Source organism: Nocardioides sp. LMS-CY (assembly GCF_018732145.1).
Taxonomy (GTDB): domain Bacteria; phylum Actinomycetota; class Actinomycetes; order Propionibacteriales; family Nocardioidaceae; genus Nocardioides; species Nocardioides soli.
The window spans coordinates 4,819,066-4,836,755 of the sequence record NZ_CP076104.1 but is presented as its reverse complement, the minus strand read 5'-3'; the positions used below and the strand labels follow the sequence as shown (position 1 = coordinate 4,836,755).

Here is a 17,690-nt window from a genome sequence, read left to right as displayed (position 1 = left end):
CGGAGCTGCGCCTCCCCAGGTGAGCTCGCCCCGGAGGTGCGGCCTCGCCTGCATCCCTCGATGAAACCCCCATCGTCCCCAGCGCCCCCGGGTCGACCGTTTCCGGTAGCCGTTCCGGTCCCGGTCGGCGGCGCTTTCCCGGGCGGCCACGTCGCCGTGGGGCGACCTTCATCCGCGAGTTGAGAAATCCCGCCCGAGGCGGTTTCGTCCGGATCGAGGATTGGTAACGTGTGCCACGCAACAGGTGCAAGTTCCAGCAGGTCTGACGCCCGCGGAGTTTGTGAGCCAACGGCGTTTCCTCTTTCGTGGGCCTGCCACTCACGAGAAGTCGGAGCGACGTGTCACCCGCACCTGGTGCGGGACCGTCGATGTGGCGGTCTCTCGCCCCGACAGAGGAGTAACGAGCAGATGGCTCAGGGCACTGTGAAGTGGTTCAACGCGGAGAAGGGCTTCGGCTTCATCGCGCAGGATGGCGGCGGCGACGATGTCTTCGTCCACTACTCGGCCATTCAGACCCAGGGTTACAAGTCCCTCGACGAGAACCAGAAGGTCGAGTTCGAGGTCACCCAGGGTCCGAAGGGTCCGCAGGCGGAGAACGTTCGCCCGCTGTGATCTGACGCCGTTCACACGGACGTCGACAGGAGGCTCCACCCGCGAGGGTGGGGCCTCTCGTCAATTTGGAGTCGCCCACTCGGAGCAGGCGCGATGGCCCGGACGGGTCAGATTTCGCCGGTGGCGTTTGTTCGCCGTGACCGTCGGGCACGCTTGACGTTATGCGGAGGTCAGCAACGACGACAGGCGCGGGGAGTGATGAGGTGCACGATCAGTTCGACATCTCCCTTGAGGACTCCGACCTCCTCGGCGAAGTCGAGCTCACGACCAACTTGATCATCGCGGCGAGCGAGACCGACAGCCGGCTGTCGACCGAGGAGATCGACCGGATCCTCGGGGTCGTCCCCAGGCCGCGTCGGGAGACCTGATCGCGACCCTTGGGTCCCGATACCCCTGCTGGGTATCATGTGGTCATGAGCGAGCACCAGCACGGGTACATCCATCGCAAGGATGACTACCTCCGCCGCCTGCGCCGGATCGAGGGCCAGGCCCGCGGCCTGCAGCGCATGGTCGAGGAGGAGCAGTACTGCATCGACATCCTCACCCAGGTCTCGGCCATGACCAAGGCGCTCCAGGCGGTGTCGATCGGGCTCGTCGAGGAGCACCTGTCGCACTGCGTGATCGACGCCGCGCGGTCCAGCGACGCCGAGGCCCAGGAGAAGATCACCGAGGCCGTCGACGCGATCAGCCGCCTGGTGAAGTCGTGAGCACCACCCACGGTGGTTGAGGTGTGAGGGCCGCCAGGCCCGAGCCTCGAAACCCACCGCCTCCACGGAGGTTGAGGTGTGAGGGCCGCTAGGCCCGGAGCCTCGAAACCCACCGCCTCCACGGAGGTTGAGGTGTGAGGGCCGCTAGGCCCGGAGCCTCGAAACCGCACTGTCTGGCCGCGTCCGGGTGGTTTCGAGACGGTTGCGAGCGCAACCTCCTCAACCACCGTCATCGGCGGCACCCGCCACCCGCGCTCAGCAGGTGGCGAACAGCACCGGCCCGTTCGAGAGGTCGGAGAAGACGTAGGAGCCGGCGCGGGGCGCGAGCTCCAGCGTGACCAGGGCGCCGTCGGCGGTCGCTGAGCGCACCGCGAACCGGTCCGCGAAGTCCCCGCCCTGGCCCGGTGCCGGGCCGGCGGCCAGCCTCGCCCGCGTGTCCGCGTTGACCTCGGCCCGGTCGTGGTCGGCGAACCCCATCACCACCCGGACACCGCCGCCGGGCTGCACCGACATCGCGAACGCCGTCACCGGGTCGACGTCGCCGGCCTCGGCGAGGAGCCGCTCGGCGGTCGCCCGGTCGCCGGCATCGGCCTGGCCCATCGCGAGCGCCCGACACGCCCGGTCGCCGTCGTACGCCGCGGCGGACAGCGGCTCTCCGGAGGCCGCGACGACCTCCCGCAGCGCCGCGCTCGGCCCGCCGTCGCCGAGGTCGGCCACCACCTGCTCGAGGTAGTCGGCCCGGTCGCTGGTCAGCACCAGCCGCTCGTCGGCGTCGAGCGCGACGTACTGGAGCTCCGGGGTGAGGTCGGCGCCGATCCCGGGCAGCAGGGTCTCGCCGCCCGTCCAGACGCCGTCGTCGGTCGCGGGCGCCTCGAACCCGCTCTGGTCGAGGTGGTCGGCCACCGCCTCCACGTCGGCGCGCTCCGGCAGCCGCACGATCACGACCGCGCCCCGGCTCGACTGGCTGAACAGCTCCCACTCGGCGCTGGCCGGCGAGAACCCGAAGCGGGTCTGGAGCACCGGAGCGGACTGCACCAGGGCGGAGGCCGAGGTCAGGTCGTCGTCGAAGGCGTCGTCGAGGAACGTCCGCACGTCCGCGGCGGAGGAGTCGGCGTCGACGCCGGAGCCCACCCGTTCGCGGACCGCGGCCCAGTCGGTCCACGAGAGCCGCTCGGCGTCGGCCGGGGCGTACGCCGCGGCCCGCTCGAACGTCGTGCGGCCACGGTCGCGCCACCAGCGCACGGTGCCGACGGCGGCTGCGGCGAGCAGGGCCACGGCGAGCACGACGACGACCACCGTGGTCACACGTCTCGGCACGGGGCCACTCCTCATCCGGGGCCGGGTGATGTGACACTAGCGGCATGGCCACGAAGGACGTGCTCGCCGCCGGTGCCGTGGTCTTCCGTTCGGGCAAACAGGTGCTGCTCGTGCACCGACCCCGGTACGACGACTGGTCGTTCCCCAAGGGCAAGCTCGACGAGGGTGAGCACGTCGCGGCGGCCGCGGTCCGGGAGGTCGCGGAGGAGACCGGGCTGCACGTCCGCCTCGGGCCGCCGCTCTCGCCCCAGCGCTACCCCGTCAGCGGCGGCCGCACCAAGCAGGTGTCCTACTGGGTCGGTCGCGTGGTCGGGAGCGACGACGTCTCGTCGTACCGCCCCAACGACGAGATCGACGCCGTCGAGTGGGTGCCCTACGACGAGGCGATGGACCGGCTCAGCTACGAGTACGACCGGGCGACCCTGAAGGAGGCGCGGCCGCGGCACCGCCGGACCCACGCGCTGGTCGTGCTCCGCCACAGCGAGGCGCGCTCGCGCAAGGAGTGGGACGGCGAGGACCGGCTGCGCCCGCTGGCGCAGGAGGGACACGTCCAGGCGGAGCAGCTGGTGCCGGTGCTCGCGGCGTACGACGTGACCCGGGTCGTCACGTCGAGCAGCACGCGCTGCGTGGACACCGTGGCGCCGTACGCCGCCACGACCGGGTGGCGGCTGGAGTCCGAGGACGGGCTGAGCGAGGAGGACGCGACCGCCGAGTCGGTGCTCGCGATCGTCGACGCCCTGGCCGCGGCGGACGAGTCCGCGGTGCTCTGCACCCACCGGCCGGTGCTGCCGTCGGTGCTTGATTCTCTCGGCCTGCCGGAGGCGAAGCTCGAGCCCGCGGCGATGCTCGTGGTCCATGTGCGCCAGGGCACGGTGACCGCAACCGAAGTGCACCGGATCGGCTGACGTCAACCGCTTCGGGGGCTTGTTCACGCGTTCGCCGTCCCCGAAGCGGCTGCCGGTCTCCGACTGGGCGACTTGAGTTCACCGGTCGTTCACCGACGGCCCCGGAACCGTCCACCTCGGCTGCCTAACTTCGCTGCTGTCAGAGAAGAAAAGACAGGAGCTTCGAAGTGATTCGCACTTCCATCCGCCGGGCGGTCGTCCCCGGCATCGCCGCCCTGGCGCTCGCCCTCACCGGCTGCGGCGCCGCGAACGATGACAGCGGCGACAACGGCGGCAGCACTGACAGCGCAAGCGCCGGCGCCAGCCTCAGCGGCGAGCTCGCGGGGGGCGGCGCCAGCTCTCAGGAGTCGGCCCAGACGGCGTGGCGCGCCGGCTTCCAGTCCGCCAACCCCGACGTGACCATCACCTACGACGCCGTCGGCTCGGGCACCGGCCGGGAGAACTTCATCAGCAAGGCGTTCTCCTTCGCCGGGTCCGACTCCTACCTCGACGACGACGAGGGCCAGCTCAGCGCGGCCGCGGAGCGGTGCGGCGGCGAGGACGCGATCGAGGTGCCGGCGTACGTCAGCGCGATCGCGATCGTCTTCAACCTGCCGGGCATCGACTCGCTCAACCTGGACGCCAAGACCCTCGCGCAGATCTTCGACGGCAAGATCACCACCTGGGACGACCCGGCGATCGCCGCGCTCAACGACGGCGTGGACCTCCCGGACACCAAGATCAGCCCGGTGCACCGCTCCGACGACTCCGGCACCACCGACAACTTCACCGACTACCTGAGCAAGGCCGGCGACGGCGCCTGGTCGCACGACCCCGACGGTGTCTGGCCGATCAAGGGCGGCGAGGCGGCCGAGGGCACCTCCGGCATGGTCGCGGCCGTCAAGGGCGGTGAGGGCACGATCGGGTACGCCGACGAGAGTCAGGCCGGCGGGCTCGGCCTGGTGTCGGTCCAGGTCGGCAAGGAGTTCGTCGCACCGTCCGCCGAGGGTGCCGCGAAGGCGCTGGCCGTCTCGACGCCGGTCGAGGGCCGCGCGGACGTCGACATGGCGATGGACATCGACCGCACCACGACCGAGTCCGGTGCCTACCCGGTGCTGCTCGCGTCGTACCTGATCGCCTGCCAGACCTACGACGACGCCGCCGAGGCCGACCTGGTGAAGGGCTTCCTGTCCTACATCGTGTCGGACGAGGGCCAGCAGGCCGCCGCGGAGCAGGCCGGAGCCGCGCCGCTCGAGGCCAGCCTGGCCGAGCGGGCCGCCGGCATCGTCGGCGCGATCTCCGCGAAGTAGTCCGACCGGACGTGTGGCGGCCCGGGCCCGGGCCGCCACACGCTCGTGACACAACCCCATGGAGAACAGGAGCCCCGTGTCCGTCACCGCACCGCCCCAGCCACGGCCGGCCAAGGCCGTGGTCCGGCCGGGCGACCGGATCTTCGCCGGCGCCGCGCGGGTCGCCGCCCTCACCATCATGCTGGCGCTCGCCGGCGTCTTCGTGTTCCTCGCGATCGAGGGGCTCCCGGGGCTCAGCGCACCCGCGCACATCTACGCGCCCGCGGAGGACTTCTGGTCGTACGTCGGGCCGCTCGTCTTCGGCACCATCCTCGCGGCGGTCGTCGCGCTGATCATCGCGGTGCCGTTCTCGATCGGCGTCGCGCTCTTCATCTCCCACTACGCACCACCGCGGATCGCGGCGCCGGTCGCCTACGTGATCGACCTGCTCGCGGCGGTGCCCAGCGTCGTCTACGGCCTGTGGGGCGGACTCGCCCTGGCGTCGGCGATCCGCCCGGTCATGGACTGGCTCTACGAGAACCTCGGCTTCCTCCCGTTCTTCGCCGGCCCGCCCTCGGTGACCGGCCGCACCATGCTGACCGCGGGCATCGTGCTGGCGATCATGATCGTCCCGATCACCACCGCGATCTCGCGGGAGGTGTTCGCCCAGACGCCGCGGCTGCACGAGGAGGCCGCGATGGCCCTGGGCGCGACCCGCTGGGAGATGATCCGGCTCGCGGTCTTCCCCTACGCCCGCTCCGGAGTGATCTCCGCGGTGATGCTGGGCCTGGGACGCGCGCTCGGCGAGACGATGGCGGTCGCGATGGTGCTCTCGGCGAGCCCCGTGGTCACGCTGAACCTGATCTCCGACACCAACCCCGCGACGATCGCCTCCAACATCGCCTCCAACTACAAGGAGGCGACGCCGGACAAGCAGGCGCTGCTGATCGCGACCGGTCTGGTGCTCTTCGCCGTCACCTTCGCGGTCAACTTCGCCGCGCGATGGGTGATCGGCCGCAGCGAGAGGAACGTCGCGCGATGAGCACCACGACCCCCCTCGAGCCGGACACCTTTGCGATCAGCGCGAACCTCGCCCAGCCCCGCCTGCCGCGGTGGGCGGTGGTCCTGGTCGGCGTGATCTCGCTCGGCCTCGCCGGCCTCGTCACGCTGCTGACCGGGTGGAGCCTCGTCGGCGGCCTGGTGCTCGCCATCCTGCTGATGGTCGCCGGCCTGCCGACCTGGTCGCTGCTCGTCGAGGGCCGCCGCGCGGCGGCCGACCGGTTCGCGACCGCCCTGGTGTGGGCCGCCTTCGCGGTCGTCCTGGTCCCGCTGGTCTGGCTGATCTGGATGGTCGTCGACCACGGCCTCTCCGCCATCGACCGCGAGTTCCTCACCTACGACATGCGCAACGTCGTCGGCTCCGGCGGCGGCATCTACCACGCGCTGTGGGGCACGATCCTGGTCACGCTCGCGGCGACCGTCATCTCCGTGCCGATCGGCCTCTTCACCGCGATCTACCTCGTGGAGTACGGCCGCGGCAAGCGGCTGGCCCGCGCGACGACGTTCCTGGTCGACGTGATGACCGGCATCCCGTCGATCGTCGCCGGCCTCTTCGCGCTCTCGCTCTTCGTGCTGATCTTCGGCCCGGCGATCCGGATCGGCTTCGGCGGCGCCGTGGCCCTGTCGCTGCTGATGATCCCGACCGTGGTGCGATCCGCCGAGGAGATGCTGCGGCTGGTGCCGAACGACCTGCGCGAGGCGTCGTACGCCCTCGGCATCCCGAAGTGGCGCACGATCGTCAAGGTGGTGCTCCCGACCGCGCTGGGCGGCATCATCACCGGCGTCGTGCTCGCGATCTCGCGGGTGATCGGCGAGACCGCGCCGCTGCTCGTGGTCGCCGGCGCGACCGACTCGGTGAACTTCAACCTCTTCGACGGCCGGATGATGACGCTGCCGGTCTACATCTTCAGTCAGTACAGCTCGCCCGGCGTGGTGCCGGTGGGCATGGAGGGCGACCCGCCGGGCTACGCCCGGGCGTGGGGCGCCGCGCTCGTGCTGATCGTCATCGTGATGGTGCTCAACCTCGTCGCGCGCATCATCGGCACCTACTTCGCACCCAAGACCGACCGGCGCCGCTGAGCGCACCCGTTGAGAGAGAGCCCATGGCCAAGAGCATCGACGTCTCGGACCTGAACATCTACTACGGCGACTTCCTCGCCGTCGAGGGCGTCAACATGACCATCCGGGCCAAGGCGGTGACCGCGTTCATCGGTCCGTCCGGCTGCGGCAAGTCCACGTTCCTGCGCACCCTCAACCGGATGCACGAGGTGATTCCGGGCGCGCGGGTGGAGGGCAAGGTGATGGTCTCGGGCCAGTCGCTCTACGACCCGACGATCGACCCGGTCGCCGTACGCCGCCAGATCGGGATGGTCTTCCAGCGGCCGAACCCGTTCCCGACGATGTCGATCTACGACAACGTCATCGCCGGCTCGAAGCTGAACGCGAAGAAGATGAAGCGGTCCGAGGCCGACGCCATCGTCGAGAAGTCCCTCAGGGGAGCCAACCTCTGGAACGAGGTCAAGGACCGCCTCGACAAGCCCGGCATGAGCCTCTCCGGCGGCCAGCAGCAGCGTCTGTGCATCGCGCGGGCGATCGCGGTCGAGCCCGAGGTGCTGCTCATGGACGAGCCGTGCTCGGCGCTGGACCCGATCTCGACCTCCGCGATCGAGGACCTGATCCACGAGCTGAAGTCGGAGTACACGATCGTGATCGTGACCCACAACATGCAGCAGGCGGCCCGGGTCTCCGACGAGACCGGGTTCTTCAACCTCAAGGCGGCCGGCCAGCCGGGACACCTGGTGGAGTTCAACCCGACCACCAAGATGTTCACGAACCCCGACGAGCCGTCCACCGAGGCCTACATCTCCGGCCGCTTCGGCTGATCCGCGGCGAAACCCTCAGGTCCCTCCCGGGCCGGCCGATGAGCCGGTCGCAAGTGTCGCTCCGCACGCGATGGGGGACTGGTGCCACGCACAGCAGTCGTGATCGAGGACGACGCGGACACCGCGTCGCTCCTCGAGCTCGCCCTGACCTCCCAGGGCTTCGAGGTGCGGATCGCGAGCGACGGGCAGCACGGCGTGGGGCTCGTCGCGGAGCTCGCTCCCGACCTGGTCACCCTGGACGTCGGGCTGCCCGGGATCGACGGCCTCGAGGTCTGTCGTCGGATCCGGCCGATGACCGACGCGTACGTGATCATGGTGACCGCGCAGGCCGACGAGATCGACCGGTTGATCGGGCTCGAGACCGGGGCCGACGACTACCTCGCGAAGCCGATCAGCGTGCGCGAGCTCAAGGCCCGGGTCAACGCGATGTTCCGCCGTCCGCGCCGGCTGGTCGAGCCCGCGGCCTACGACGAGCCGGACGGCCCCGCCGACGGCGCGGATGCCGTCGAGGGCGCCGTCCAGCACGAGGTGCTGCGCCACGGTGACCTCGTGGTCGACGTCGACGCACACCGGGTGTTGCGCGACGGCGAGGAGGTCGGCCTGACGCGGACCGAGTTCGAGCTGCTGGTGACCCTGATGCGCGCGCCGTCGCGGGTGTGGCCGCGCACCGTGCTCATGCAGCGGGTCTGGGGCCAGACGTGGGGCGAGACCCACCACGTCGAGGTCCACATGGGCAACCTGCGGCGCAAGCTCGGCGACCGCCGCGGCCAGGTGCGGTTCGTGGAGACCGTGCGGGGCGTGGGCTACCGCCTGCGCTCCGCCAGCTGAACCAGGACGCCGCGCCGCGGCGCGGCCTCGGACTCGTCGACCAGCTCGCCCACCCGGAACCGGGTGCCCGGGCCGTTCATCGTGACGTCCGGTCCGGTCGCCACCAGTCGCGGCGGCACCCACGGCCGGAAGTCGCGTGCCCCGGTGATCGCCGGGATCCTCCCGTTGTTGTCGTCGTCGGCCGCGGCGGCCACCAGCGCCACCATCGCGGTCGTCGCCCCCGTCCCCGTGTCGACCCGGCGACAGTGCCGGCCGGTGCGGTGCCTGCCGTGAACGCTCATGCGCATCGGACTTCCCTCCCCCTGGGACCCGTCCGGCCGATCGGCCGGACGGTTCGATCCTGATGTCCAGCAATCAAACGCCGTCCGCCTCAAGATGCCGGGCGTTCAGGGCACGGATTCCTACAAGGGAATTGCAAGGGGGTCGCCGCGGGGGGATACCCAGTGACGAAGTGGTCGTTCCGACCGCCCCGGAACAGCCAGATCGTCACTGGGTATCGGCCCGATCGCCGGCAGCATCATGATCGGGCGGTGGGGTGAGGGCTGTGGATGAGCGCTGCGCGGTCGCGCGCGATCGTCCATGGTGGGACGGATGCGAGCCCGGACCCAGCACCTGGTGCCGCCGCCGTTCGACCCGGCGCGGCCGACGCTGGTGCGACCGGTGCGGGTGGATCCGCAGGGACGGGTGGGCCCGACGCGTGCTCAGTCCCGTGGTGGGCGGTGGCGACGGACGACCCGCGGCTACTTCGTGCCGGCGTACGTCGACTCCACGATCCCCGAGCAGCGGATCGTCGAGGCCGCCCACTTCCTCACCGGGGAGAGCTCGGTGACCGGGTGGGCGGCGCTGCGCTGGCACGGTGCCCAGTGGATCGATGGGACGGCGCGTGCGGGGCAGGTCGAACGAGCGGTGCGGATCGCGACCACCCGGGGCGCGATGCGATCGCAGCCCGGGGCCGCGGTCACCTCGGAGTACATCCCGCCACGCGACCGGATGGTGGTCGACGGGCTCCGGGTCGTGACCCCGGTCTGCGCGGTGGCGTTCGAGATGCGCTACGCGCCGAGCCTGGCCGCGGCCGTCCGCGCGTTCGACATGGCGGCCGCCGCGGACCTGGTGTCGAAGGCGGAGCTGCTCGAGCACTTCGAGCTGCTGTACCACTGGATCGGGATCCCCCGGGCGCGGAAGGCGGCGCAGCTCGTCGACGAGAACGCCTGGTCGCCGACCGAGGTCGACGTCCGCCTCGCCTGGCCGCTGGAGCTCGGGCTCACGCCACCGCTCACCAACCGTCCGGTCTTCGATCGGTTCGGCCGGCACCTCGGCACTCCGGACCTGATCGACGTCGAGGCCGGCCTGGCGATCGACTACGACGGAGCGCTGCACCTCGCGGGCGAGCGACGTTCGAAGGACCTGGTGCGCGAGGACGGCTTCCGGGGCGTCGGCCTGGAGTACCTCACGCTCGTGTCCGCGGACCGTCGGGACCGCGGCCGCCTGACGCGCCGGATCCTTGCCGCGAGGTCACGGGCTCCCCACAGCTCGCCGGTCGACCGTGCCTGGACCCTCGAGGCGCCCCCGTGGTGGGTGCCGACGCACACCGTCGATCTCCGCCGCCGGTTGACCGCGGATCAGCGGGAGCGCTTCCTCGGCTACCGGCGTGCGAGCTGAGATCCGAGCGATACCCAGTGACGAACTGGTTGTTCCGAGCGACCCGGAACAACCAGTTCGTCACTGGGTATGCGAAAACCCGGGCGACCTCTACTGGCCGAGGATCGCGTGCAGGATGACGTAGAAGAAGGCGGCGACCAGGCCGGCCATGGGGAAGGTGAGGACCCAGGCGGCGACGATCGAGCGGGCCACGCCCCAGCGTACGGCGGAGAAGCGCTTGGTCGCGCCGGCACCCATGATCGCGGAGGTGATCGTGTGGGTGGTCGAGATGGGGGCGTGGAAGACGAACGCCGTGGTGTAGAGGACACCGGCGGCCACGGTCTCGGCCGCGAAGCCGCGGGCCGGGTCGAGGTGGATGATCCGGCGGCCGAGGGTCCGCATGATCCGCCAGCCGCCCGACCAGGTGCCGAGCGAGATCGCGCCGGCCGCGGAGAAGATCACCCACAGCGGGAGGTCGTCACCCGCGGAGACGTACCCCCCGGTCAGCAGCGCCAGGAAGATCACGCCCATGGTCTTCTGCGCGTCCTGCAGGCCGTGGCCGAGCGCCATCGCCGCCGCGGAGATCGTCTGGGCGACCCGGAAGCCGCGGAACACCTTGTGCTGGTTGCGCTTCCGGAAGATCCACATGATCGCGAGCATCAGCGCGAACGCCGCGCCGAAGCCCACCAGGGGCGAGGCGATCATCGGGATGACCACCTTGTCGAGGATGACCTGCCACTCGATGCTCGAGCCGGACGCGATGGCGGCACCGACGAGGCCGCCGATGAGGGCGTGCGAGGACGACGAGGGCAGGCCGAAGTACCAGGTGATCATGTTCCAGGCGATCGCGCCGAGCAGGCCGCCCATGACGATCACCAACCCGTGGGTGTCGTCCGGGATGGTGATCACGCTGCTGACCGTCTTGGCGACTTCCTGGCCGAGGAAGGCGCCGACGAAGTTCATGATCGCTGCCATGCCGAGCGCGATCCTCGGCGTGAGCGCCCGGGTCGACACCGAGGTGGCGATGGCGTTGGCTGCGTCGTGGAATCCGTTGGTGTAGTCGAACGTCAGGGCGACGACGACGACCGCGATGACGATCGCGAGGTCCATGAGCGGTCAGGACTCCTTGACCGCGATCTGCTCCACCGTGTTGGCGACCTTCTCGAAGGCGTCGATCGCCTCCTCGAGGGACTCGGTGATGTCCTTGAGCTTGAGCACCTCGATGGTCTTGAACTCGCCGCTGAACAGCTTGGCGATGATGCGCCGGTGGTTCTTGTCGCCGGCGTTCTCGAGTCGGTTGACCTCGATCCAGTACTCCTCGAGCGACTGCATCGACCGGAGGTTCGGCATCGCCGCGGAGGTCAGCTCCGCGCACCGCTGGAGCACCTCGACCTGACCCGACAGCTCGGCCGGCAGCAGCCGGACCTCGTAGAGCAGGATCATGTCGACGACCTCGTCCATCATGTCCATGACGTCGTCGAGGCCGGAGGCCAGCGCGTAGATGTCCTCGCGGTCGAACGGCGTGACGAAGGTCGAGTTCACCTTCTTGACGATCGCGTGGGTGGTCTCGTCGGCGTTGTGCTCGGCCTCCCGCATCCGGCGGGCCACGTCGTCGTGGTCGGCGTCCTCGGCGAGCATCTCCGCGAGCAGCGATGCACCGGTGACGAGGTGCTGAGCGGATTCGGTGAGAAGGTCGTAGAACGAGGTGTCGACGGGGCGGAATCGCAAACCCACGGATAACTCCTGATGAGGAGGACCAGAACGCGAACAGCCTAGGGGGTGGCCTGCCGGATCGCGCAAGTGAGGACCCCCCGTGCGGTACGCCGGGAGTGGCCTGCGTCACCGCCGCCGGCGCTGCGCCTCGATCAGGGCCTCCTGGAGGTGCGTGGTGCCGTCGTTGCTGGCCCACAGCCCGTCGCTGTCGAGCACCCACGCGCTGGTGTCGTCGTCGAACGCCAGATCGAGCAGCCCACCGATCGCCGTCACGTTGTCGTCACCGGGCAGCCGCACGAGCACCTCGACCCGGCGGTCGAGGTTGCGGTGCATCATGTCGGCGGAGCCGATCCAGGCGACCGGCCGGCCGCCGTTCTCGAACCAGAAGATCCGGCTGTGCTCCAGGAACCGGCCCAGCACCGAGCGGACCGTGATCGTCTCCGACAGCCCGGGCACGCCGGGACGCAGCGCGCAGATGCCGCGCACGAGCATCTCGACCGGCACCCCGGCCTGCGAGGCGAGGTAGAGCGCGTCGATGACGGCCTCGTCGACCACCGAGTTGGCCTTGATCCGGATCCGCGCCGGCCGGCCGGCCTGCCGATGGGCGACCTCGCGGTGGATCTGCTCGATCAGCCCCGAGCGGACCGAGTCCGGGGCGACGAGCAGCTCGTTGTACGACGCGTTGCGCGACCACCCCGACAGGTTGTTGAAGAGGTGCGCGACGTCCTCGCCGATGCGCTCGTCGGTGGTGATCAGCCCGAGGTCCTCGTACATCCGCGAGGTCTTCGGGTTGTAGTTGCCGGTGCCGATGTGGGTGTAGCGGCGGATGCCGGCCCCATGCCCGGCCTCGTCGCGCACCACCATCGCGAGCTTGCAGTGGGTCTTGAGGCCGACCAGGCCGTAGACGACGTGGCAGCCGGCCTGCTCGAGCTTGCGCGCCCAGCGGATGTTGGCCTCCTCGTCGAAGCGCGCCTTGATCTCGACGATCACCAGCACCTGCTTGCCGCTCTCGGCGGCGTCGATGAGGGCGTCGATGATCGGGCTGTCGCCGGAGGTGCGGTAGAGCGTCTGCTTGATCGCGAGCACGTGGGGGTCGGCGGCCGCTTGCTCGAGGAACCGCTGCACCGAGGTGGCGAAGGAGTCGTACGGGTGGTGCAGCAGTACGTCGTGGCGCCGGGCCGCCTTGAAGACGTCGACGGGCGCGGAGGACTCCACCTCGGCGAGCTGGGGGTGCGTCATGGGCACGAACGCGGGGTACTTCAGCTCCTGGCGGGGCAGGTCCGCGATGTCGTGCAGGCCGCGCAGGTCGAGCGGTCCCTCGAGGCGGAACACCTCCTCCTCGGAGATCCCCAGCTCGGAGATCAGCAGCTCGAGCACCTGGGGGGCGATGGACTCCTCGACCTCCAGCCGTACCGGAGGCCCGAACCGGCGGCGCAGCAGCTCCTTCTCCAGCGCCGCGAGGATGTTCTCGGCGTCGTCCTCCTCGACCTCGAGGTCCTCGTTGCGGGTGACCCGGAACGTGTGCACCTCCAGGACGTCCATGCCCGGGAACAGACGCTTCAGGTGCTCGCCGATGACGTCCTCGAGCGGCACGAAGCGCTGGTTGCCGACCGGCACGAAGCGGCTGAAGATCGGCGGCACCTTGACCCGGGCGAAGTGCTCCTTGCCGGTCTTCGGGTTGCGGATCAGCACCGCCAGGTTGAGCGAGAGGCCGGAGATGTACGGGAACGGGTGGGCGGGGTCGACCGCCAGCGGCGTCAGCACCGGGAAGACCCGCTCCTTGAAGAGCCGCTTGCAGGTCCGCTGCTCCTCGCGGTCGAGGTCGTCCCACCGCACCAGCTCGATGCCGGAGTCGGCGAGGGCGGGCACGATGTCGTCGCGGAACACCCGGACCTGCCGCTCGGAGAGCTCCCGGGTGGCGGTCAGGATCTCCCCGAGCAGCTCCGCGGGCATCAGGCCGCTCGCGGCGGGCACGGCCAGGCCGGCCGCCATCCGGCGCTTCAGCCCGGCGACCCGGACCATGAAGAACTCGTCGAGGTTGCTGGTGAAGATCGCCAGGAACCGGGCCCGCTCCAGCAGCGGCAGCTGCCGGTCCTCGGCGAGCTCGAGCACGCGCTGGTTGAACCGCAGCCACGACAGCTCGCGGTCGAGGAACCGGTCGGCGTACTTCTCGACGGCCTCCAGCGCCTCGTCGTCGGGCTCGTAGGGCGGCTCGACGTCGAACGGCTGATCGGGGATCCCCTCGCCATGGCTGGCGACGGCGTCCGGCGGCAGGCTGTCGAGGGTCATGCCTTCGAGTGTCGCACCAGCGGATGAACAGGGGGTGACGCGCGAACCCGGCGGGTCAGCCCTTGCGCTGCCACCAGTGCCGCTGGCTCTGCAGCTCGAGCAGCTCGGCGCGGACCTGCTCGAGCTCCTGGGCCAGCTCGCGCGCCTTCTCCTCGGCGGCGACCCGCTCGCGCATGGCGTCCTCGGCGATCTCGGCCTGGTGGCGTACGGCGGCCTCGACCGCGCTCCGGTCGGCCGTTCGGTCGGCGACCGCCGCCTCGGCTTCCGCGCGCAGCCGGGCCTGCTCGGCCGCGGCCCGCTCGGCGGCCTCGCGGGCGGCGACGGCCCCCTGGAGCTCCTCGGCCTGCCGGGCGGCGGCCGCACCGGTGGAGTCGAGGATCTCGCGCAGCTTCCGCTCGGCCTCCTGCCGCTCGGCGGCGGCGGTGGCCGCGAGCTCGGCGTGGGTGCGGGCGTCCTCCTCGGCCGCGTGCCGGGCCGCGAGCGCCTCGGTGGCGGCCCGCTCGGCGGCCTCTCGTGCCTCGGCGTGCGCCCGGGCGACGGCGTCGGCGGCGGCGCGCGCCTCGTGGGCGCGCTCGGCGTCCATGGCCTGCTGCTCGGCGCGCTGGTGGGCCGCGGTCTGGTCGGTGACGGCCTGGGCGGCGGCCTCGGCCTGCTCCCAGGCCCGCATCTCGGCCTGCTCGCGCGCCGACTGCGCCTCCTCCGCCCGGGTCGCGGCGGCCGTGGCGGCCTCCTCGGCCGCGGACCGGTCGCCGTGGGCGGCGCTCGCGGCGTCCAGCTGGGTCCGCGCCTGCGCCTCGGCCCGTTCGCGGGCGGTGACGGCCGCGGCGGCGAGCTCATCGGCGGCGAGTCGAGCGGCGTGCGCCTCCTCGGCCCGTGCGGCCTGCTCGCGGGCGGCCTCGTCGGCGGCGATCCGGGCCTCGTGTGCCGCTTGGAGGGCCTCGGCCATCTCCGCGGCGGTACGACGCGCCTCCGCCTCGCCCGCGGCCGCGGTCGCGGCGGCCTCGGCCTGTCGGGTGGCGGCCTCCTCCGCGCGGCCGCGGGCGGCACCGGCGGACTCGGCCGCGGCGGCCTGCTCGCGGGCGGCCTCCTCGGCGGTGGTCCGGGCGCGGTGCGCCTCCTCGGCACTCCGCGCGGCCGCGGCGGCCGCCTCGTCGGCGACGCTGCGGCCGTTCAGGGCCTCGGCCGCGGTCGCCTCCGCAGCCGCCCGGGCCGTCGCCTGGTCCGCCGCCGACCGCTCGGCCTCGGCGCGCGACTCCTGCGAGACCCGCACGAAGTCCTCGTGGGCCTGGGTCGCCTGCGCCAGGCTCTCGGCGAGCTCCGTGGCGCGGGCCTCGGCCGCGGTGCGGGCCTCGTGGGCCTGCCGGGCGCTCGCCTCGGCGGCGCGCACCGACTCCTCGGCCGCCGCGGCCGCGCCGCGCACGGACTGCTCGGCGGCGGCCGACTGCTCCTGCAGCGCCTGCTGGGCCGACGTGGCGGTCGCGCGCAGCGACTCCTGGGTGGAGTTGGCGGTGTCCTGGAGTGCCTGCTGGGTGGAGCCTGTGAGGTCGCGCAGCGATGCCTCGCCGGACGTGGCGGTCTCGCGCAGCGACTCCTGGGTGGAGTTGGCGGTGTCCTGGAGTGCCTGCTGGGTGGAGGCGACGGTGTCCTGCAGCGCCTGCCGCGTCGAGTCGGCCAGCTCACGCAGCGACTCCTCCGCGGCGGTCGCGGCCTCGCGGGCGGACTGCTCGGCGGCGAGGCGGGCCTCGTGCGCGGCGGCGGCGGCCTCGGCCTGCTGTCGGGCTCGCTCCTCGGCCGCGGTGCGGGCCTCCTCGGCGGCGGTCGCGCGCTCGGCGGCCGCGCGGGCGGCCTCCTCGGCCGCGGTGCGGTCGACGGTCTGCTGGGCGGCGGCCTGCTCGGCGGACAGCCGCAGGGCGGTCGCGACCTTGGCGGAGTCCACCAGCTTGTGTGCGGCCTCCTCCGCCTCTTCGCGGGCGCGGACCGCCTCGGTCGCCGCCTCCTCCAGGCGGGCCCGCTCGGCCGCGTGTGCCTCGCCTGCCTCCTCGGCGGCGCGGCGCGCGTCGTACGCCTCCTGCGCCTTCGCCGCGTGCTCCGCCGCCCGCTCGTCGGCCTCGGCACGGGCCCGGGCGGCCTCCTGGGCGGCCTCCTCGGCGACCAGGCGCTCGGCGGCCTGCTCGGTCGCGGCCTGCTCGGCCCGGCGGCGCAGCTCGGCGGCGCGCTCGGCCGCAGCCTCGAGGTCGGCGGCGGCGCGCGCCGCGGTCGGTGGGGTGGCGTCCGCCCCGGCCGGCCGGGGAGCTGCGGGCGGGGTCGTGCCACCGGCGTCCTGCGGCTCGCCCTTGCGTTGCCACCAGCGGGTCGGAGTCGGGTCGTTCGATGTCACAGGGCTGAAGCCTAGTGTCGTGCGTCGGAAGTTGTTGCACGGTTGGCGTGCTCAGGGTGCGTGCGCTGCCAGGCGCCGGAGCGACGCCATACCCGCTCGTCTAGCGAGCGACGGCAACGCCGCAGAGTGCGTGCCATGGGTGCGCGAAGCGCACAAGAACTTCTGACGCACGGCACTAGTGCCGCGTCGAGGACCCGAGCAGCGGGTCCGATCGGTCAGTAGACCAGTGCCTGTGCGTCCGGTGCCAGCGTCTCCTCCACGAACGCCGACGACCCCGCGATGCGTACGCCGGGCAGCAGGTCGGCCTCGGTGATCCCGCGTCGCTGGGCGCACTGGGTGCAGACGGTGACCCGGCCGCCCGCGGCGACCGCCGCGACCAGGTCGCCGACGGGGGCGGCGTGCGGCAGCGCGAAGGCCATCCGCCCGGCCACGCCCAGCCAGGAGCCCTCGCCGGTCAGCCACAGGCTCACCTCGGCTCCCGCACTCACCGCGGTCGCGGCCACGGTGAGGCCCTGGTTGCTGCGTTCGGGTTCGTCGGACCCGCAGGTGACCTTGACGACGAGTGGGCGAGTCATGACCACCACCCTAGAGTTAGCCGTATGCCGTTCGAGCTCCCCGACAACCTGCACCCCGACTGCGGCCCGGTCGCGTGGCTGCTGGGTCGGTGGGGCGGTCGCGGCCACGGCGACTATCCGACGATCGATGCGTTCGAGTACGGCCAGGAGCTGGTCTTCACCCACGACGGCCGGCCGTTCTTCCACTATTTCTCACGGGCGTGGATCGTCGACGAGAACGGCGAGAAGGTCCGCGACGCCGCCCAGGAGGCCGGCTTCCTGCGCTGCAAGCCCGGCGGCCGGGTCGAGCTGCTGCTCACCCACAACACCGGCTTCGTCGAGGTCTGGTACGGCGAGGCCGAGGGCGGCAAGCTCGACCTGACGACCGACGCCGTGGTGCGCACCGAGACCGCCAAGGAGTACGCCGGCGGCAAGCGCCTCTACGGCAACGTGGAGGGCGACCTGCTCTACGCCTACGACATGGCCGCGGTCGGCCAGCAGCTGCAGCCCCACCTGTGGGCGCGGCTGGTGCGCCAGTAG

The 17,690-nt window shown here is 71.7% G+C and carries 18 protein-coding genes; 11 read left to right on the top strand and 7 right to left on the bottom strand.

Annotation, left to right across the window (positions count from 1 at the left end; all coding sequences use genetic code 11):
• Positions 1–408 precede the first annotated feature (408 nt).
• The 3 genes from KM427_RS22925 to KM427_RS22915 all read left to right on the top strand — a co-directional run bounded on the left by KM427_RS22925 (position 409) and on the right by KM427_RS22915 (position 1,319).
• The gene (locus KM427_RS22925; RefSeq protein WP_183592084.1) at positions 409–612 is read left to right on the top strand and encodes a cold-shock protein; all 204 of its coding nucleotides are present in this window, start codon (positions 409–411) and stop codon (positions 610–612) included.
• A gap of 203 nt (positions 613–815) precedes the next feature.
• Positions 816–980 carry a hypothetical protein gene (locus tag KM427_RS22920; protein WP_183592083.1) on the top strand — a complete coding sequence of 55 codons (165 nt, stop codon included), beginning with the start codon at positions 816–818 and terminating at the stop codon, positions 978–980.
• Between the two features lie 45 nt (positions 981–1,025).
• Positions 1,026–1,319, top strand: coding sequence for a metal-sensitive transcriptional regulator (locus KM427_RS22915; protein WP_183592082.1), 294 nt, complete (start codon positions 1,026–1,028; stop codon positions 1,317–1,319).
• A gap of 255 nt (positions 1,320–1,574) precedes the next feature.
• On the opposite strand, the gene KM427_RS22910 is transcribed toward KM427_RS22915, so the two are convergent.
• Complete coding sequence (locus tag KM427_RS22910; protein ID WP_215525429.1) at positions 1,575–2,636, bottom strand: hypothetical protein; 1,062 nt, start codon at positions 2,634–2,636, stop codon at positions 1,575–1,577.
• Positions 2,637–2,680: 44 nt separating this feature from the next.
• Between KM427_RS22910 and KM427_RS22905 the strand changes: the two genes are divergently transcribed.
• From KM427_RS22905 to KM427_RS22880, 6 genes are all read left to right on the top strand, one after another.
• The gene (locus KM427_RS22905; protein WP_215525428.1) at positions 2,681–3,541 is read left to right on the top strand and encodes an NUDIX hydrolase; all 861 of its coding nucleotides are present in this window, start codon (positions 2,681–2,683) and stop codon (positions 3,539–3,541) included.
• Between the two features lie 167 nt (positions 3,542–3,708).
• The gene (gene pstS / locus KM427_RS22900) at positions 3,709–4,830 is read left to right on the top strand and encodes a phosphate ABC transporter substrate-binding protein PstS (protein ID WP_215525427.1); all 1,122 of its coding nucleotides are present in this window, start codon (positions 3,709–3,711) and stop codon (positions 4,828–4,830) included.
• A gap of 76 nt (positions 4,831–4,906) precedes the next feature.
• Positions 4,907–5,851, top strand: coding sequence for a phosphate ABC transporter permease subunit PstC (pstC, locus tag KM427_RS22895; RefSeq protein ID WP_252274781.1), 945 nt, complete (start codon positions 4,907–4,909; stop codon positions 5,849–5,851).
• Positions 5,848–6,948, top strand: coding sequence for a phosphate ABC transporter permease PstA (gene pstA, locus KM427_RS22890; RefSeq protein WP_183592077.1), 1,101 nt, complete (start codon positions 5,848–5,850; stop codon positions 6,946–6,948). The genes pstC and pstA overlap by 4 nt, the downstream gene beginning before the upstream one ends.
• A 23-nt stretch (positions 6,949–6,971) precedes the next feature.
• Positions 6,972–7,751, top strand: a complete 780-nt coding sequence (pstB, locus tag KM427_RS22885; protein WP_215525426.1) for a phosphate ABC transporter ATP-binding protein PstB — start codon at positions 6,972–6,974, stop codon at positions 7,749–7,751.
• Positions 7,752–7,832: 81 nt separating this feature from the next.
• A complete protein-coding gene (locus KM427_RS22880; RefSeq protein ID WP_252274779.1) occupies positions 7,833–8,579 on the top strand; it encodes a response regulator transcription factor in 747 nt (248 codons plus the stop codon).
• On the opposite strand, the gene KM427_RS22875 is transcribed toward KM427_RS22880, so the two are convergent.
• Complete coding sequence (locus KM427_RS22875; protein ID WP_215525425.1) at positions 8,555–8,866, bottom strand: hypothetical protein; 312 nt, start codon at positions 8,864–8,866, stop codon at positions 8,555–8,557. The genes KM427_RS22880 and KM427_RS22875 overlap by 25 nt on opposite strands.
• A 304-nt stretch (positions 8,867–9,170) precedes the next feature.
• On the opposite strand from KM427_RS22875, the gene KM427_RS22870 reads away from it, so the two are divergent.
• Entirely contained in the window at positions 9,171–10,238 is a 1,068-nt protein-coding gene (locus KM427_RS22870; RefSeq protein ID WP_215525424.1) for a hypothetical protein, read from the top strand.
• A gap of 90 nt (positions 10,239–10,328) precedes the next feature.
• On the opposite strand, the gene KM427_RS22865 is transcribed toward KM427_RS22870, so the two are convergent.
• The 5 genes from KM427_RS22865 to KM427_RS22845 form a co-directional block, all read right to left on the bottom strand.
• Entirely contained in the window at positions 10,329–11,327 is a 999-nt protein-coding gene (locus tag KM427_RS22865) for an inorganic phosphate transporter (protein WP_183592073.1), read from the bottom strand.
• Positions 11,328–11,333: 6 nt separating this feature from the next.
• Positions 11,334–11,951, bottom strand: coding sequence for a DUF47 domain-containing protein (locus tag KM427_RS22860; RefSeq protein WP_215525423.1), 618 nt, complete (start codon positions 11,949–11,951; stop codon positions 11,334–11,336).
• 105 nt (positions 11,952–12,056) lie between these two features.
• Positions 12,057–14,219 (bottom strand): RNA degradosome polyphosphate kinase, encoded by a 2,163-nt coding sequence (locus tag KM427_RS22855; RefSeq protein WP_215525422.1) that lies wholly within the window; start codon positions 14,217–14,219, stop codon positions 12,057–12,059.
• Positions 14,220–14,274: 55 nt separating this feature from the next.
• Entirely contained in the window at positions 14,275–16,596 is a 2,322-nt protein-coding gene (locus KM427_RS22850; protein WP_215525421.1) for a coiled-coil domain-containing protein, read from the bottom strand.
• Between the two features lie 215 nt (positions 16,597–16,811).
• A complete protein-coding gene (locus KM427_RS22845) occupies positions 16,812–17,171 on the bottom strand; it encodes a DsrE family protein (RefSeq protein ID WP_215525420.1) in 360 nt (119 codons plus the stop codon).
• Positions 17,172–17,195: 24 nt separating this feature from the next.
• On the opposite strand from KM427_RS22845, the gene KM427_RS22840 reads away from it, so the two are divergent.
• Entirely contained in the window at positions 17,196–17,690 is a 495-nt protein-coding gene (locus tag KM427_RS22840) for a heme-binding beta-barrel domain-containing protein (protein WP_183592069.1), read from the top strand.

Coding starts and splice junctions, on each gene's coding strand:
- KM427_RS22855 (WP_215525422.1), bottom strand. CDS start 14,219: ATGACCCTCGACAGCCTGCCGCCGGACGCCGTCGCCAGCCATGGCGAG.
- KM427_RS22870 (WP_215525424.1), top strand. CDS start 9,171: ATGCGAGCCCGGACCCAGCACCTGGTGCCGCCGCCGTTCGACCCGGCG.
- KM427_RS22905 (WP_215525428.1), top strand. CDS start 2,681: ATGGCCACGAAGGACGTGCTCGCCGCCGGTGCCGTGGTCTTCCGTTCG.
- KM427_RS22925 (WP_183592084.1), top strand. CDS start 409: ATGGCTCAGGGCACTGTGAAGTGGTTCAACGCGGAGAAGGGCTTCGGC.
- KM427_RS22915 (WP_183592082.1), top strand. CDS start 1,026: ATGAGCGAGCACCAGCACGGGTACATCCATCGCAAGGATGACTACCTC.
- KM427_RS22840 (WP_183592069.1), top strand. CDS start 17,196: ATGCCGTTCGAGCTCCCCGACAACCTGCACCCCGACTGCGGCCCGGTC.
- pstA (WP_183592077.1), top strand. CDS start 5,848: ATGAGCACCACGACCCCCCTCGAGCCGGACACCTTTGCGATCAGCGCG.
- KM427_RS22875 (WP_215525425.1), bottom strand. CDS start 8,866: ATGCGCATGAGCGTTCACGGCAGGCACCGCACCGGCCGGCACTGTCGC.
- KM427_RS22845 (WP_215525420.1), bottom strand. CDS start 17,171: ATGACTCGCCCACTCGTCGTCAAGGTCACCTGCGGGTCCGACGAACCC.
- KM427_RS22865 (WP_183592073.1), bottom strand. CDS start 11,327: ATGGACCTCGCGATCGTCATCGCGGTCGTCGTCGTCGCCCTGACGTTC.
- pstB (WP_215525426.1), top strand. CDS start 6,972: ATGGCCAAGAGCATCGACGTCTCGGACCTGAACATCTACTACGGCGAC.